Source organism: Peribacillus deserti (assembly GCF_002863585.1).
In the GTDB taxonomy this organism is placed as follows: domain Bacteria; phylum Bacillota; class Bacilli; order Bacillales; family DSM-1321; genus Paraperibacillus; species Paraperibacillus deserti_A.
In genome coordinates this window covers 18,971-36,755 of record NZ_PGUY01000009.1, presented here as the reverse complement: position 1 = coordinate 36,755, position 17,785 = coordinate 18,971, and the positions used below count along the sequence as shown (strand labels likewise).

General features: G+C 41.7%; 13 protein-coding genes and 1 other annotated feature. All 13 genes read right to left on the bottom strand.

What is annotated here, in order from left to right; genetic code table 11:
* Positions 1-5 precede the first annotated feature (5 nt).
* The 13 genes from rpsJ to rplK all read right to left on the bottom strand — a co-directional run bounded on the left by rpsJ (position 6) and on the right by rplK (position 17,740).
* Complete coding sequence (gene rpsJ, locus CUU66_RS03045; RefSeq protein ID WP_019244375.1) at positions 6-314, bottom strand: 30S ribosomal protein S10; 309 nt, start codon at positions 312-314, stop codon at positions 6-8.
* A gap of 1,328 nt (positions 315-1,642) precedes the next feature.
* Entirely contained in the window at positions 1,643-2,830 is a 1,188-nt protein-coding gene (gene tuf / locus CUU66_RS03035; protein WP_101640210.1) for an elongation factor Tu, read from the bottom strand.
* A 118-nt stretch (positions 2,831-2,948) separates the two neighbouring features.
* Positions 2,949-5,027: an elongation factor G gene (gene fusA, locus CUU66_RS03030; RefSeq protein ID WP_101640209.1), complete on the bottom strand. Its 2,079-nt coding sequence runs from the start codon at positions 5,025-5,027 to the stop codon at positions 2,949-2,951.
* 45 nt (positions 5,028-5,072) lie between these two features.
* Entirely contained in the window at positions 5,073-5,543 is a 471-nt protein-coding gene (rpsG, locus tag CUU66_RS03025) for a 30S ribosomal protein S7 (protein WP_101640208.1), read from the bottom strand.
* 45 nt (positions 5,544-5,588) lie between these two features.
* Positions 5,589-6,011: a 30S ribosomal protein S12 gene (gene rpsL, locus CUU66_RS03020; RefSeq protein ID WP_101640207.1), complete on the bottom strand. Its 423-nt coding sequence runs from the start codon at positions 6,009-6,011 to the stop codon at positions 5,589-5,591.
* A 103-nt stretch (positions 6,012-6,114) separates the two neighbouring features.
* On the bottom strand, positions 6,115-6,363 hold the full coding sequence (locus CUU66_RS03015) for a 50S ribosomal protein L7ae-like protein (protein ID WP_101640206.1): 249 nt from the start codon (positions 6,361-6,363) through the stop codon (positions 6,115-6,117).
* A gap of 175 nt (positions 6,364-6,538) precedes the next feature.
* Positions 6,539-10,138 (bottom strand): DNA-directed RNA polymerase subunit beta', encoded by a 3,600-nt coding sequence (gene rpoC / locus CUU66_RS03010; RefSeq protein ID WP_101640205.1) that lies wholly within the window; start codon positions 10,136-10,138, stop codon positions 6,539-6,541.
* Between the two features lie 55 nt (positions 10,139-10,193).
* The gene (rpoB, locus tag CUU66_RS03005) at positions 10,194-13,757 is read right to left on the bottom strand and encodes a DNA-directed RNA polymerase subunit beta (protein WP_101640204.1); all 3,564 of its coding nucleotides are present in this window, start codon (positions 13,755-13,757) and stop codon (positions 10,194-10,196) included.
* 329 nt (positions 13,758-14,086) lie between these two features.
* Positions 14,087-14,689 (bottom strand): class I SAM-dependent methyltransferase, encoded by a 603-nt coding sequence (locus CUU66_RS03000; RefSeq protein WP_101640203.1) that lies wholly within the window; start codon positions 14,687-14,689, stop codon positions 14,087-14,089.
* A 646-nt stretch (positions 14,690-15,335) separates the two neighbouring features.
* The gene (gene rplL, locus CUU66_RS02995) at positions 15,336-15,701 is read right to left on the bottom strand and encodes a 50S ribosomal protein L7/L12 (RefSeq protein WP_101640202.1); all 366 of its coding nucleotides are present in this window, start codon (positions 15,699-15,701) and stop codon (positions 15,336-15,338) included.
* Between the two features lie 67 nt (positions 15,702-15,768).
* A complete protein-coding gene (gene rplJ / locus CUU66_RS02990) occupies positions 15,769-16,269 on the bottom strand; it encodes a 50S ribosomal protein L10 (protein WP_101640201.1) in 501 nt (166 codons plus the stop codon).
* A gap of 39 nt (positions 16,270-16,308) precedes the next feature.
* Positions 16,309-16,451, bottom strand: a sequence feature (ribosomal protein L10 leader region).
* Between the two features lie 43 nt (positions 16,452-16,494).
* On the bottom strand, positions 16,495-17,196 hold the full coding sequence (gene rplA / locus CUU66_RS02985; protein ID WP_101640200.1) for a 50S ribosomal protein L1: 702 nt from the start codon (positions 17,194-17,196) through the stop codon (positions 16,495-16,497).
* 118 nt (positions 17,197-17,314) lie between these two features.
* A complete protein-coding gene (gene rplK, locus CUU66_RS02980; protein WP_142383695.1) occupies positions 17,315-17,740 on the bottom strand; it encodes a 50S ribosomal protein L11 in 426 nt (141 codons plus the stop codon).
* Positions 17,741-17,785: the final 45 nt, after the last annotated feature.

Here is a 17,785-nt window from a genome sequence, read left to right as displayed (position 1 = left end):
TATTATTAAAGTTTGATTTCAATGTCAACGCCTGACGGTAAGTCTAAACGCATCAATGAATCAACTGTTTGTGGAGTTGGGTTAACGATGTCGATTAGACGTTTGTGTGTACGCATCTCGAATTGCTCACGAGAATCTTTGTACTTATGAACCGCACGAAGGATTGTATATACAGATCTTTCAGTCGGTAATGGAATCGGACCGGATACAGCCGCACCAGAACGCTTAGCAGTTTCAACAATCTTCTCAGCAGATTGATCAAGGATTCTGTGATCATATGCTTTTAAACGGATACGAATTTTTTGTTTTGCCATTACTTTTCCCTCCTTTTCGCCTATTTTAAAAATAGACAGTTCTCAGTGAAAATTTCCCACACACTCGCCATGGCAAAGCGGCCGGGTGTGTCAGCAACCTCTCACATCATCGCGGTCAAAGACCAACATTGTCTATTATACATATAACCCAGTGAATAAGCAATACTTTTATAAAAACTTTTTCCATGGGTTGCACACTTTTTCTATTATACATAGGTCCTTGGGCTTTTACAAGATAGTGTGAGTAATTTTATACATGTTTTTAGAAAAAAGTTGTCTGAAGGGTAAATTAGAATAGATGTATATTCTCAGAAATGAGAATGGAAGGGAAAAGTTTGGGGCGGTTTGATTGATTACGGATTTAACGATAATTTATATTTCCATTTTGCTTTAGTGTAATTCACTTGAAGGTTTGGGTATATATCAATTGCAGTGGAAGCTGACCCTGCTGTGTTCCTTCTATATATATTGAAGAAATTTATTTGACTTTTCTTGGGATCTTAAACAATGTGGTTTTTGTTTTCTCTCCAAAGTACTATAAATTTGCCCAATTTTATAAATGTTGGGACGGCAGGTTTTTTTGGATAGGTTGATTATTGAGGCAGAAATCTGGATGGTGGCAACTAATTAGTGATTCTGCAAATGTAAGGAAGGATAAAGTTCATATACCAAAAGGACCCTTGATCCTTTATCGTATTGGAGTAGCCGGCCGATCATTCTATGCATAATTCCGGACTCCTCACCTTTGTGGATTGAAAAAATTACGGTTACCAGCAGTTAAAGTGCTTTTTCATAACTTATTGGTCTAAAACTTGTATGTATTTTAGCTTTTAACAAACAGGGATGAATAAACGAATGCAGAAATGGCTGTATTTATACTATTTTTTTACTAATTTTAAAAAACAGACTAACATTGGGCAGGCTTATGCTTATGTTTTGAACTTTTATGCTTACGTTTTATGGTTTTATGCTTATGTTTTCGGAGTTTATGCTTATGTTCAATAGTTTTATGCTTATATTGGAAAAAGCTATGCTTATCTTTCAGGCCGTATGCTTATTACGTAGCGTTTATGCTCAGCAAATTGGAATTATGCTTATTCACTTTGGTTTATGCTTTTCCTTAGATACGGGTTTACCCCTTTGACCATAACCTGTTTATTTATAAGTTATCCTAAAAAGTCTATTTCTTATTTACAGGAATCTAAAAAGGTCTACTGACCTTTTTAAAATAGCAGCTGGGTGTATCAGCTAAAAATAGAAACCAAAAAAGCAGAGGGCGTCCCCTCTGCTTTTTGGTTGGAAGGCGTCCCCTCCGTATTTAACTAAAATTATTCTTGGATTGAAGCAACGATGCCAGCGCCTACAGTACGGCCACCCTCACGGATAGAGAATTTAGTACCTTCTTCGATAGCAACAGAAGCGATAAGTTCAACAGTCATTTCGATGTTGTCGCCAGGCATAACCATTTCTACACCTTCAGGAAGGTTGCAGATTCCAGTTACGTCAGTTGTACGGAAGTAGAACTGTGGACGGTAGTTAGTGAAGAATGGAGTGTGACGTCCACCTTCTTCTTTAGATAGAACATAAACTTCAGCTTTGAACTTTGTGTGTGGGTTAATTGTACCAGGCTTAGCTAATACTTGACCACGTTGGATATCTTCACGAGCTACACCACGAAGAAGGGCACCGATGTTGTCACCAGCTTCAGCATAGTCAAGAAGTTTACGGAACATTTCAACACCAGTTACAGTAGTTGATTTTGGCTCTTCAGCTAAACCGATGATTTCAACAGTGTCACCGACTTTAACTTGTCCACGCTCAACACGTCCTGTAGCAACAGTTCCACGACCAGTGATTGAGAAAACATCCTCAACTGGCATCATGAAAGGCTTCTCAGTGTCACGAGTTGGAGTTGGGATGTACTCATCAACAGCAGCCATAAGTTCGTTGATTTTTTCTTCCCATTCTGCTTCACCTTCAAGAGCTTTAAGAGCAGAACCTTTGATTACTGGAATATCATCGCCAGGGAATTCGTATTCAGAAAGAAGATCACGAATTTCCATTTCAACTAATTCAAGAAGTTCTTCGTCGTCAACCATGTCACACTTGTTCATGAATACAACAAGGTAAGGTACACCTACTTGACGAGAAAGAAGGATGTGCTCACGAGTTTGTGGCATTGGGCCGTCAGAAGCAGATACAACTAGGATTCCGCCGTCCATTTGAGCAGCACCAGTGATCATGTTTTTAACATAGTCAGCGTGTCCTGGGCAGTCAACGTGTGCATAGTGGCGAGTTTCTGTTTCATACTCAACGTGTGCAGTAGAGATAGTGATACCACGTTCTCTTTCTTCTGGAGCTCCGTCGATTTGATCATATGCACGAGCTTCAGCTCCACCAACTTTTGCAAGTACAGAAGTGATAGCAGCTGTTAAAGTAGTTTTACCATGGTCAACGTGACCGATTGTACCGATGTTAACGTGTGGCTTAGAACGATCGAATTTAGCTTTTCCCATTAGGATTTGCCTCCCTAAAATTATATTTTATTGGATTAAGTATAGTGCTATGAAAGTAGGATTGTCCACTTTCATAGCTTACATAAGTAGTTATACTTTAATGAAGGGTGAAAATCAATTATTCACCTTTATTTTTTTTGATAATTTCTTCAGAGATCGATTTTGGAACTTCTTCATAGTGATCGAAGTGCATGGAGAATGTTCCACGACCTTGCGTATTTGAACGCAGGGAAGTAGCATATCCAAACATTTCAGAAAGTGGAACGAACGCTTTAACGACTTGTGCATTACCGCGAGCTTCCATACCTTCTACACGGCCACGGCGAGAAGTTACATCACCCATGATATCTCCAAGATACTCATCAGGAATAACAACTTCAACTTTCATAACCGGTTCAAGGATGACAGGCTTACACTTTGAAGCGGCATTTTTAAGAGCTAGTGAAGCAGCTACTTTGAATGCCATTTCAGAGGAGTCAACATCATGGTATGAACCATCAAAAAGTTTAGCTTTAACGTCAACCAACGGGAATCCAGCAAGTACACCTCTATCAAGAGAGTCTTCAAGACCAGCTTGAACAGCAGGGATGTATTCACGTGGAACAACTCCACCTACGATAGCATTTTCAAATTCAAATCCTTTTCCTTCTTCATTTGGAGAGAACTCGATCCAAACATGTCCGAATTGTCCGCGTCCACCAGACTGACGAGCGAATTTACCTTCTACTCTAGCTGATTCACGGAAAGTTTCACGATATGCAACCTGTGGAGCACCAACATTAGCTTCCACTTTAAACTCACGACGCATACGGTCAACAAGGATATCCAAGTGAAGCTCACCCATACCGGCAATGATAATCTGTCCAGTTTCCTGATCAGTGTGTGCACGGAATGTAGGATCTTCTTCTTGTAGTTTTTGAAGTGCTGTTGTCATTTTATCTTGGTCAGCTTTTGACTTAGGCTCAATAGATAATGAGATAACCGGTTCTGGGAATACCATTGATTCCAAGATTACAAGGCTTTTCTCATCACAAAGAGTGTCACCAGTAGTAGTATCTTTAAGACCTACAGCTGCCGCAATATCTCCAGCGTATACTTGTGAAATCTCTTCACGGGAGTTAGCATGCATCTGCAGGATACGACCTACACGCTCACGCTTTCCTTTAGTAGAGTTCTGTACATAAGAACCTGAGTTCAAAGTACCAGAGTATACACGGAAGAATGTTAATTTACCAACATAAGGGTCTGTCATAACTTTAAACGCAAGAGCAGAGAACGGCTCTTTGTCGTCAGAGTGACGGATAACCTCTTCATCAGTATCAGGAAGTGTACCTTTAATAGCTGGTACATCAAGTGGTGATGGCAGGTAATCAATTACTGCATCAAGCATCAATTGAACACCTTTGTTTTTAAATGCAGATCCACAGATAACCGGATAGAATTCAACATCAACAGTACCTTTACGGATAGCAGCTTTAAGCTCTTCTTTTGTAAGCTCTTCTCCGCCAAGGTATTTCTCCATTAACTCTTCATCTAATTCAGCAACAGCCTCAATTAGTTTTTCACGGTATTCTAGAGCTAGATCCATATGTTCTGCAGGAATTTCACGAACTTCGATATCAGTACCAAGGTCATTGCCGTAGAATACAGCATTCATTTCTACTAAATCGATGATCGCTTCAAATTCATCTTCTGCACCAATTGGAATTTGAATTGGATGTGCATTAGCTTGCAAGCGGTCATGAATTGTTTTTACAGAGTACAAGAAATCCGCACCGATCTTATCCATTTTATTAACGAATACAACACGGGGTACTCCGTAAGTTGTTGCCTGGCGCCAAACTGTTTCAGTTTGAGGCTCAACACCGGATTGAGCGTCAAGAACCGCAACTGCACCATCAAGTACGCGCAGGGAACGTTCAACTTCAACTGTGAAGTCTACGTGTCCTGGAGTATCGATGATATTTACGCGGTGGCCTTTCCACTGAGCAGTTGTTGCAGCGGAAGTGATTGTGATTCCACGCTCCTGCTCTTGTTCCATCCAGTCCATCTGAGAAGCACCTTCATGAGTTTCACCAATCTTATGGATACGACCAGTGTAATAAAGGACACGCTCAGTTGTAGTTGTTTTACCGGCATCAATGTGAGCCATGATACCGATATTACGAGTGTTTTCTAAGGAGAACTCTCTTGCCATTGGGTCTTTCTCCTTCCTATTATGAATATAATGTTAGTACAAATCTTACCAGCGATAATGAGCGAATGCTTTATTAGCTTCTGCCATTTTGTGTGTATCTTCGCGTTTCTTAACAGACGCACCTGTGCTGTTAGCTGCATCAAGAATTTCGTTAGCTAGACGCTCTTCCATGGTTTTTTCTCCACGAAGACGAGCGTAGTTCACTAACCAGCGAAGACCTAAAGTTGTACGGCGGTCTGGACGCACCTCAATTGGTACTTGGTAGTTTGCACCACCTACACGACGAGCTTTAACTTCTAATACTGGCATAATGTTTTTAAGAGCAGCTTCGAATACTTCCATTGGCTCTTTACCAGAACGTTCTTGAATGATATTGAATGCAGAGTAAAGTATTGTTTGAGACTTACCTCTCTGTCCGTCAACCATCATTTTGTTAATCAAACGACTAACTAATTTAGAATTGTAAAGCGGATCAGGTAATACGTCTCTTTTAGATACAGGGCCTTTACGAGGCATCTTGTTTCCTCCTTTCGGTAAAATAAATATTTTTAGTTTGAATGATTATTTTTTAGCAGCTTTTGGACGCTTAGTACCGTATTTAGAACGGCCTTGCATACGGTTGTTAACACCAGCAGTATCTAATGCGCCACGAACGATGTGATAACGTACCCCTGGTAAATCCTTTACACGTCCTCCACGGATCAATACAACACTGTGTTCTTGCAGGTTGTGTCCGATACCAGGAATGTAAGCAGTTACCTCGATACCATTAGTCAAACGCACACGAGCATATTTACGCAACGCTGAGTTTGGTTTCTTCGGTGTCATTGTACCAACACGAGTACACACACCGCGTTTTTGTGGAGATGATACATTAGTCTGTGCTTTCTTAAAGCTGTTGTAGCCTTTATTTAACGCAGGGGATTTTGATTTTTCTTCCTTAGTTTCGCGTCCCTTACGTATTAATTGGTTAATAGTAGGCATTTGTTTTTTCCTCCCTTCGCATATTCATTTATAGACCCACACATCCAGGTGGTTCGTAAATGGGCAAAAACAAAGTTTTTGTAGTTTATCTACAAAAACAGTTTTACTTTTTAATTGCAACAGCTACCGCACCAACTTCAATTCCGCATGCTCTTCCAAGCTTTTGCATAGAATCAACATGAGAGACTGCAACGTTGTATTCTTTGGTAGCTTCCAGTACCTTTGCTTTCACTTTTGGATCAGCATCAGCAGCTATAACTACCTCGGAAACGATTCCGTTCTTTAGAGCTTTCACTGTTTGTTTTGTTCCTACAATGACTGTCAACGCCTGTTGAACTTTTTCATAAGACATAAATCATATCCTCCGAAGCTACAGGTATTATAGGAGCACCTTTGCTATAGTAACATCATTAGGCACAAACTGTCAACATTACTTTTAAAAAATATTAATAAAATAATAATTGGCAGGCAGCCATGTTTATATTTCTTAAAAAGAGGCCGGTGATCTCATCACCGGCCAATTCTTATTAGTCAACAGAAACGGTTTCCTCGGCAGAATCTTCAGCCAGTACCGGCGATGCTTTTCTGTAGCGGAGCATACCTGTTCCAGCAGGAACAAGCTTACCGATAATAACATTTTCTTTTAGACCAAGTAATTCGTCACGTTTCCCTTTAATCGCAGCATCTGTAAGGACTCTAGTGGTCTCCTGGAATGATGCAGCAGACAAGAACGAATCAGTTTCAAGAGAAGCTTTGGTGATCCCGAGCAATACAGGACGTCCAGTAGCAGGTGTTTTTCCTTCAAGCAGAGCTTTTTGGTTAGCATCTGTAAACTGGTGGATATCAAGCAGTGTTCCTGGCAGCACTTCTGACTCACCCGCATCTAGGACGCGGATTTTACGAAGCATTTGACGTACCATAACTTCTATATGCTTATCTCCAATTTCAACCCCTTGCATACGGTAGACCCTTTGAACTTCTTTAAGCAGATATTCCTGTACTGATAATACATCCGTAATCTTCAGAAGCTCTTTTGGATCAATAGAACCTTCTGTCAATTCTTGACCGCGTACTACCTTAGTATCTACAGCGACTTTTAGACGTGCAGTATAAGGGGCGGTATAAGAACGTGATTCTACTTCACCCTGGATGGTTATTTCCTGCTGTTTGTCTTTCACTTCTTTTATGCCTGTTACTGTACCATCAATTTCAGAGATAATTGCTTGACCTTTCGGATGTCTAGCTTCAAACAATTCCTGAATACGAGGCAGACCTTGAGTGATATCATCCCCGGCAACTCCACCCGTATGGAATGTACGCATTGTTAATTGTGTACCTGGTTCTCCAATGGATTGTGCCGCGATGATTCCGACAGCTTCGCCGACTTCTACCTGTTCACCTGTTGCAAGGTTGCGTCCGTAGCATTTCTTACATACACCATGACGAGTGTTACATGTGAAGGCAGAACGGATCCATACCTTTTCCACACCTACATCCTCAACGTATTTAGCAAGATCTTCTGTAATCAATTCATTTTCAGCAACAATAACTTCTTTAGTTTCAGGATGTCTTATTGGCTTTCTAGCATAACGGCCAATTAAACGTTCTTCCAAGTGCTCGATAGTTTCTGTTCCGTCTTTAAGTGCAGAAATTAGGAGGCCTCGGTCAGTTCCGCAGTCGTCATCCCTTACAATTACATCTTGAGCAACATCGACTAGGCGGCGGGTAAGGTAACCAGAGTCAGCCGTCTTAAGGGCTGTATCCGCAAGACCTTTACGGGCACCGTGAGTCGAAATGAAGTATTCTAGAACCGTTAATCCTTCACGGAATGAAGATTTAATCGGCAATTCAATAATACGTCCAGCCGGGTTGGCCATCAGTCCGCGCATACCAGCAAGCTGTGTAAAGTTAGACGCGTTACCACGGGCACCGGAATCACTCATCATGAAGATCGGGTTGCGCTTGTTCAAGGACTGCATAAGCTTAGCCTGTATCGCATCCTTCGCACCGCTCCAAATTGAGATAACTCTGTCATAACGTTCTTCTTCGGTGATAAGACCGCGTCTGAACTGTTTCATAACATTATCTACTTTGGACTGTGCTTCCTCAATGATTTGCTTCTTCTCAGCAAGAACCACGATATCCGCTACACCAACGGTAATACCAGCTCTTGTTGAATGCCTGAACCCAAGATCCTTCATGCGGTCAAGCATTTTAGACGTTTCAGTGATTTTGAAGCGTTTGAACACTTCCGCAATGATGTTTCCTAAGAACTTCTTAACAAACGGATCAACACCAGGCTGTGCTTTAATGATTTCTCTTACATCCTGCCCTTTTTCAACAAAATACTTTTCAGGAGTTTTTTCCTCAAGATTAGATTTTGTTGGTTCATTAAGGTACGGGAATGTTTCAGGAAGAATTTCATTGAAGATCAACTTTCCTACTGTAGTAAGCAGAAGCTGCTTGTTTTGCTCTTCTGTGAACGTCTTATTCTTAAGAGAACCGGCGTGTACAGCCACACGGGTATGTAAGTGCACATATCCGTTCTGATAAGCAAGAATAGCTTCGTTTGTATCTTTAAAGATCATACCTTCGCCGTTTGCGCCTTCACGTTCCATAGTCAGGTAATAGTTACCTAATACCATGTCCTGGGAAGGGGTAACAACAGGTTTTCCATCTTTAGGATTCAAAATATTTTGTGCTGCAAGCATAAGAAGTCGTGCTTCAGCTTGAGCTTCTGATGAAAGCGGTACGTGTACAGCCATTTGGTCGCCATCAAAATCCGCATTATAAGCAGTACATACAAGCGGATGCAATCTGATAGCCCGGCCTTCAACCAGTGTAGGTTCAAATGCCTGGATACCAAGTCTATGAAGAGTCGGTGCACGGTTCAATAGAACCGGATGCTCCTTAATAACGGATTCCAGCACATCCCAGACTTCAGGCTGCAAACGTTCAATTTTGCGCTTGGCAGATTTGATGTTATGGGCTAATCCTTTTCCAACTAATTCTTTCATAACAAACGGCTTGAATAACTCAATCGCCATTTCCTTTGGAAGACCGCATTGGTACATTTTCAGGTTAGGTCCAACAACGATTACTGAACGGCCTGAGTAGTCAACACGTTTACCCAGAAGGTTTTGACGGAAACGCCCTTGCTTCCCTTTAAGCATATGAGAAAGGGATTTAAGAGGACGGTTACCAGGACCTGTAACAGGTCTGCCGCGGCGTCCGTTATCAATCAATGCATCTACAGCTTCTTGAAGCATCCGCTTTTCGTTTTGAACGATAATGCTAGGAGCCCCAAGGTCTAATAGACGCTTTAGACGGTTATTACGGTTAATTACCCGGCGGTATAAGTCATTTAAGTCAGACGTCGCAAAACGTCCTCCATCCAGTTGAACCATCGGGCGAAGCTCTGGCGGGATAACAGGAAGAACATCCAGGATCATCCATGAAGGTTCGTTTCCTGAGTTACGGAATGCCTCAAGCACTTCAAGTCTCTTGATTGCACGTGTCCGTCTTTGTCCCTGAGCCGTTTTAAGCTCTTCTTTTAAGAAATCAACTTCTTTATCTAAGTCGATATCTAGAAGAAGTTTTTTAATGGCTTCTGCACCCATAGCAGCCTGGAACTTATTGCCGAACTTTTCACGGTATGCACGATATTCTTTTTCAGAAAGAAGCTGTTTCTTGTCAAGTGCAGTATCACCGGTCTCAGTTACTACATAGGACGCAAAATAAATAACTTCTTCCAAAGCCCGGGGGGACATGTCTAAGACAAGCCCCATCCGGCTAGGGATACCTTTAAAATACCAAATGTGAGAAACAGGAGCAGCAAGCTCAATGTGCCCCATGCGTTCACGGCGAACCTTAGCACGAGTTACTTCCACTCCGCATCGGTCACATACTACACCTTTATAACGTACTCTCTTGTATTTTCCGCAATGACATTCCCAGTCTTTTGTAGGACCAAAAATTCTTTCACAGAACAAACCGTCTTTTTCAGGCTTAAGAGTACGATAGTTGATGGTTTCAGGTTTCTTTACTTCCCCAAATGACCAAGAACGAATCTTGTCAGGAGAAGCTAAACCGATTTTCATATACTCAAAATTATTAACATCTATCAAGGGGCCTACCTCCCTCTTAATCTCCGGGTTTTACCCATATTGCTTTTCAGCTGTATTACTCTTTAGAACCAACGATTTCTGATTCAGGTTCTTTTGGATCGGGATCGATTGTAAGCGAGTCGGCTTGATTCAATTCTTCTTCATCATCCAGGTCGCGCATCTCAATCTCTTTATCATCACTTGATAGAATCTTAACGTCCATTCCTAAACTTTGAAGTTCTTTTATTAATACTTTGAAAGATTCAGGTACTCCTGGTTCAGGGACATTTTCGCCTTTTACGATTGCTTCATATGTTTTCACACGGCCCACAACGTCATCGGACTTAACAGTAAGAATTTCTTGCAGAGTGTATGCTGCACCATAAGCTTCAAGTGCCCAAACCTCCATCTCACCAAAGCGCTGTCCGCCGAATTGAGCTTTACCGCCAAGAGGCTGCTGAGTAACAAGCGAGTAAGGTCCTGTTGAACGGGCATGGAGTTTATCATCTACCATGTGAGCAAGTTTAATCATATACATGATACCGACAGAAACTCGGTTATCGAACGGTTCTCCTGAACGGCCATCATATAAAACCGTTTTGGCGTCATTCGCCATACCAGCCTCTGCGATAGTACCCCATACATCTTCCTCACGCGCACCGTCAAATACCGGTGATGCTACATGAATACCAAGGTATCTGGCTGCCATACCAAGATGAAGCTCTAATACCTGCCCGATATTCATACGTGATGGAACCCCTAGAGGGTTAAGCATGATGTCAACCGGTGTACCGTCAGGAAGATACGGCATATCTTCTTCAGGCAGGATACGGGAAATAACCCCTTTATTACCGTGGCGTCCGGCCATCTTGTCGCCTTCAGATATTTTACGTTTCTGCACGATATAAGCACGCACCAGCTGGTTAACACCTGGAGGAAGCTCATCACCGTCTTCACGGTTGAATACTTTCACATCAAGAACAATTCCGCCTCCGCCGTGCGGTACACGTAGAGAAGTATCACGGACTTCACGGGCTTTTTCACCGAAAATCGCATGAAGCAAACGTTCCTCAGCTGTAAGCTCTGTCACACCTTTTGGCGTTACTTTACCCACGAGAAGGTCTCCATCTTTTACTTCTGCACCCACTCGGATGATTCCACGCTCATCAAGATTGCGCAGAGCATCTTCGCCGACATTTGGAATATCTCTTGTGATTTCTTCTGGCCCGAGTTTTGTATCCCGGGATTCTGATTCATATTCTTCAATATGAATAGATGTATATACGTCGTCCTTCACAAGACGTTCACTCATAATAATAGCATCTTCGTAGTTATAGCCATCCCATGTCATGAATGCAACCATAACATTTCGTCCCAGCGCCAATTCGCCTTTTTCCATTGATGGTCCGTCTGCTAGGATTTCACCTTTTACAACACGGTCACCAACGCTGACTATAGGGCGCTGATTATAGCAGGTACCTTGGTTTGAACGGATGAATTTAAGCATTCTGTATTTGTCCAGATCGCCTTTAACTTCCTGTCCGTCCACGTCTTTAACTCTTCTTACCCATACTTCTCTGGATTCAACATGTTCAACAATACCTTCATGTTTACAGATGACTGCAGCACCAGAGTCCTTAGCAGATACGTATTCCATACCTGTTCCGACAATTGGAGCTTCAGGCTGCATAAGAGGTACAGCTTGACGCTGCATGTTCGCACCCATTAGAGCACGGTTAGAGTCATCATTTTCCAAGAAAGGAATACAAGCTGTTGCAGCGGATACTACTTGCTTCGGAGAAACATCCATATAGTCGACGCGGTCGCGTTTCACTACTGTATTTTCTCCACGGAAACGGGCAATGACATCTTCTTCAACGAAAGCACCACTTTCATCTAGAGGTACATTCGCCTGTGCTACAACATAGTTATCCTCTTCATCGGCTGTCATATAATCGATTCTGCTCGTGATTTTCCCAGTTTCAGGATCAACACGGCGGTAAGGAGTTTCAATGAATCCAAATCGATTGACCTTCGCAAAGCTTGATAGCGAGTTAATCAATCCGATGTTTGGTCCCTCTGGAGTTTCAATCGGACACATACGGCCATAGTGGGAGTAGTGAACGTCACGTACTTCAAAGCCCGCACGCTCACGGGTTAAACCACCGGGTCCTAATGCTGATAGACGGCGTTTGTGTGTCAGCTCAGCAAGCGGATTGGTTTGATCCATGAACTGAGATAACTGTGAACTGCCGAAAAACTCTTTAATGGAAGCTATAACTGGACGGATGTTAATTAACTGCTGAGGTGTAATCGTATTTGTATCTTGAATAGACATTCTTTCACGAACAACACGTTCCATACGTGATAGACCGATTCTGAATTGGTTTTGAAGCAATTCGCCTACTGAGCGGAGTCGGCGGTTACCAAGATGGTCAATGTCATCTGTATCTCCAACCGAGTGAAGCAGGTTAAAGAAATAGCTGATGGAAGAGATAATATCAGCAGGTGTAATATTTTTCACCGCTTCTTCCACGTATGCATTTCCGATTACATTAATTACTTTTTCACCTTCTGCATCGTTTGGTGCATAGATTTTGATAAGCTGCATGAGAATATCTTCTTCTACTACGCCATTAGAAGGATGGAAGGATTTAAATTCAATGCCCTTCTCTAAGAAAGGAATGATACGGTCTAGATTTCTGCGGTCTAGTACTGTACCTGATTCTGCAATGATTTCGCCAGTTTCAGGGTCTGCCAATGTTTGAGCCAGACGCTGGTTAAACAGGCGGTTTTTAATATGAAGCTTTTTATTAATCTTATAGCGGCCAACATTAGCCAGATCATATCTTTTTGGATCAAAGAATCTTGATACCAATAAGCTCTTTGCATTTTCAACTGTTGGCGGTTCGCCCGGGCGAAGACGCTCATAAATCTCAAGCAAAGCTTTTTCCGTACTTTCAGTGTTGTCTTTTTCCAGCGTATTACGAATATATTCGTTATCGCCGATAAGATCGATGATTTCTTGATCAGAGCCAAACCCTAGTGCACGCAATAGAACGGTAACTGGAAGTTTCCTTGTACGGTCTATTCTTACGTATACTACATCCTTAGCATCTGTTTCATATTCAAGCCAAGCTCCGCGGTTTGGAATGACAGTAGCCGTATAGCCTCTTTTGCCATTCTTGTCTACCTTTCCGCTATAGTAAACACTTGGTGAACGCACTAACTGAGAAACGATAACACGCTCAGCACCATTAATCACAAAAGTGCCTGTCTCAGTCATAAGCGGGAAGTCACCCATAAAAACATCCTGGTCTTTAACTTCACCTGTTTCTTTGTTTACTAGGCGTACTTTCACACGAAGCGGAGCAGAATAAGTAACATCACGCTCTTTTGATTCTTCGACGGAGTACTTTGGTTCCCCCAAGCTGTAATCAATAAATTCAAGCGAAAGGTTACCTGTAAAGTCCTCGATAGGAGAAATATCTTGGAACATCTCTCTTAAGCCCTCATCAAGAAACCATTGGTATGAAGAGGTTTGAATCTCGATAAGATTCGGTAATTCTAAAACCTCGCTAATTCTTGCATAAGTTCTGCGCTGGCGGTGTCGTCCATACTGAACTAGTTGACCTGTCAACTGATTCACCCCTCAAATCAAGCATAATAAGGTTATATCTTGTAAATCTACGCATGAAAGCGAAAATTTACCTGGGTAAATTCCCGCGAATATGCGAGAATGTACCTGCCTATGTAGCTGTAAACTCACAGACAAAAAAGAAAAAGGGTTTTCACTTCAAAAACCGCATTTTTCAAAAAAACAAACTATTATCAATATATTTTTCCCCACTGATGCAATTTTTATACTATAATAATAAAGAGACTCTACATAATACGGGGAATTATATATATGCATTAAATAATATTATCATAGCCATATTTGCGAGTCAAATCTTTTAGGAGATTTTTTTATTTTTTTGAGTACAGGATATAATACCCCTTTTTCTTCTCCACTAATTCCACATTCCCGAATAACTCTTCAAGCTTATCCATTGCCGACGGCGCCCCTTGTTTCTTCTGAATTACAACCCACAATTCTCCTCCGTCAGCCAATTTAGCATAACTTTGTTCGAAAATTTCATGAACAACCTGCTTGCCTGCCCGGATAGGCGGGTTGGTAAGAACAGATGCGAACCCTGATGCCTCGACTCCAGTTAGCCTATCGCTCTCATAGATTTTAACATTTTGAACATGGTTAATCTGCGCATTTTCTTTCGCAAGTTCGATCGCCCTTGCATTTACATCCACCATATGAACACGGCTATCCTCAAGCTCCGACGCTAAAGAAAGTCCAATAGGCCCGTACCCGCAGCCAACATCTAAAACGTCACCTTCAATGTCATTATTAGGTTTAAAGGTCTCAATGAGAAGTCTGGAACCAAAATCTACTTCCTTCTTTGAAAAAACACCATTATCTGTTTTAAACTTAAATTCCTTGTTCCTTAAAGTAAAAGACCAGTACTGTGGATTGCTCTCTGCGTGTGGAGTCCTGGAAAAATAATGATCACTCATAAATACCTCATCCTTTACTAACACTCTTTTCTAGAAGTTTGAACTCTGTACCATTACTTATTTTATCCGTCTACAGAATGAACCAAACGGTCCTTCGGGAAGAGCTGCCCAAACCCGTCGTGTACCAGGTTGATTCACAGGAGGCTATACACTGAAATAATGGCTCTTTTCTAAAAGATTATTGTTTTTTTAATAAGTTTTGTTACATCACTCTATTGTTAAATCAGGTTGATTGGAGTGTAAGGTGCGAGACTCCTGCGGGAGCAGCGGGCATTGTCCGGCTCCAGCGCCTAGACCCTCGAGTCATAAGCCAATCGGTCCATGAAAGGAAAACCGCTTTCCACGGCCCGCTTTTCTTATGCTTGGCTAACGCATAAGCGCGACTAAGCTTCTGTCTTCGCTAACGCTCGCCAATCAGCAAGTCTTCTTTATCGGGTCTGAACAAGGCGCTTCCGCTTTTCTATCAGGTGAGACCCCGCAGACGAAGACGAGGAGGCTCACCGCCCGCCCCGCGGAAAGCGAGCATGCCTTGTGCTCCAATCAACTTCTTGTTCAATAGCAACAAAGTTTAAGAAAACAGCCAAAATAATAAAAATGCAGTAAAAAAAAGCCCGCTTTAAAAGCGAGCTTTTTCTATTACGCAATATTACTTAACTTCAACGTTAGCTCCAACTTCTTCAAGTTTAGCTTTGATTTCTTCAGCTTCTTCTTTAGAAGCTCCTTCTTTAACTGCTTTTGGAGTGTTGTCAACAAGTTCTTTTGCTTCTTTAAGACCAAGACCTGTGATTTCACGTACCACTTTGATAACTTTGATTTTTTGATCTCCAGGGCTAGCTAGAACAACGTCAAATTCAGTTTGCTCAGCAGCAGCGTCTGCACCAGCAGCTCCGCCAGCCATTGCTACAGGAGCAGCAGCAGTTACGCCGAATTCTTCTTCAATTGCTTTTACTAGATCGTTAAGTTCTAAAACAGTCATGGATTTAACTGCTTCAATGATTTGTTCTTTAGTCATTATTAGTTCCTCCTAAAATAGTTTTAATTTATATTGTCAGACATGAATTGCTAATGGCAACTTAAGCTTACGCGCCTTGTTCTTCTTTTTGGTCTGCAACAGCTTTTGCAGCAAGAGCAAGGTTACGGATTGGAGCTTGAAGTACGCTAAGCAACATAGAAAGTAATCCTTCGCGTGATGGAAGTTCAGCAAGAGCTTTTACTTCTTCAACTGTTGCAAGGTTTCCTTCAATTACACCAGCTTTAATTTCAAGTGCTTCATGTTTCTTCGCGAAATCATTAAGAATTTTTGCAGGCGCAACTACATCTTCATTACTGAACGCGATAGCGTTTGGACCAGTAAGAGATTCGTTTAAGCCAGCAAGTTCAACTGATTCAGCAGCACGGCGAGTTAAAGAGTTTTTGAAAACTTTGAACTCGATTCCTGCTTCACGAAGTTGTTTACGAAGTTCTGTTACTTCTGCAACTGTTAAGCCGCGGTAGTCAACAACGATAGTAGATTTGCTCTCTTTGAATTTACCAGCAATATCGTCTACGATCTGTTTCTTTTGTTCAATAGCACTGCTCATCTAGACACCTCCTGTAAGATTTGTTAAACACAATATATACCGCTCATGAAAAAGCCTCCAGATCTATGCAGACATGGAGGCAGTAAGTTCGTATAGTCAAAGACTAATATATCGAATTTACCTAGGCAGGAAATTAAGCCTATGAAAGCACCTGCTGTCTACGGTACAAATGTATTTTATTTTCAACAAGAAATATCATAATACATATTTCTTAGTTTGTCAACATTATTTTACAGCTGAGAAAGTAGAAGGATCAACTTTCACACCAGGGCCCATTGTAGAAGTTACAGCAACGTTCTTCATGTAAGTTCCTTTTGCAGCCGCAGGCTTAGCTTTTAATAAAGTATCAAAGATTGTTGTAAAGTTTTCAAGAAGTTTTTGGTCATCGAAAGAAACTTTACCAATTGGTACATGGATATTACTTTGTCTGTCGACACGGTATTCCACTTTACCAGCTTTGATTTCTTTAACTGCTCTATCTACATCAAATGTTACTGTTCCAGTTTTAGGGTTTGGCATTAGGCCTTTTGGTCCTAACACGCGGCCAAGTTTACCAACTTCACCCATCATGTCTGGAGTAGCAACGATTACGTCAAAGTCGAACCACCCTTGCTGAATTTTGTTGATGTAATCAGCATCTCCAACAAAGTCAGCTCCGGCAGCTTCTGCTTCTTTTGCTTTTTCACCTTTAGCGAATACTAATACACGCTGAGTTTTACCAGTTCCGTTTGGAAGCACAACAGCTCCACGGATTTGCTGATCAGCTTTCTTAGGATCTACGCCTAGACGGAAAGCAACTTCAACAGTTGCGTCAAATTTAGCTGTGTTTGTCTTTTTCACTAACTCAATAGCTTCAGCTACAGAATATGCTTTAGAACGATCTACAAGCTTAACAGCTTCTAGATACTTCTTGCCTTTTTTAGCCATTTTAATTTTCCTCCTAATATGTGGTTTTAGCGGAATAACCTCCCACGAATAAAGGTTGCGAGCATTTTTAACAATACCGCAACCCCCAGAAAAAACACCTTAACAATTTTGCATGGAATTAGTCTTCAATAACAATACCCATGCTGCGAGCAGTACCTTCAACCATACGCATAGCAGTTTCAACACTAGCAGCGTTTAGGTCAGGCATTTTAGATTCAGCAATCTCACGCACTGTATCACGCTTGACTGTAGCAACCTTTTTACGATTTGGTTCACCAGAACCAGACTCAATACCAGCTGCTTTTTTAAGAAGAACTGCAGCGGGCGGAGTTTTCGTAATGAATGTAAAGGAACGGTCTTCAAAAACCGTGATCTCAACAGGAATGATCAGACCAGCTTGATCTGCTGTACGAGCGTTGAACTCTTTACAGAAACCCATGATGTTAACACCGGCTTGACCAAGAGCAGGACCAACTGGTGGTGCTGGGTTAGCTTTACCTGCAGGAATTTGCAGCTTTACTAATTTAATTACTTTTTTAGCCACGAGACACACCTCCTTATCGTCCGTGATGTGGTATATGGGTTTTAA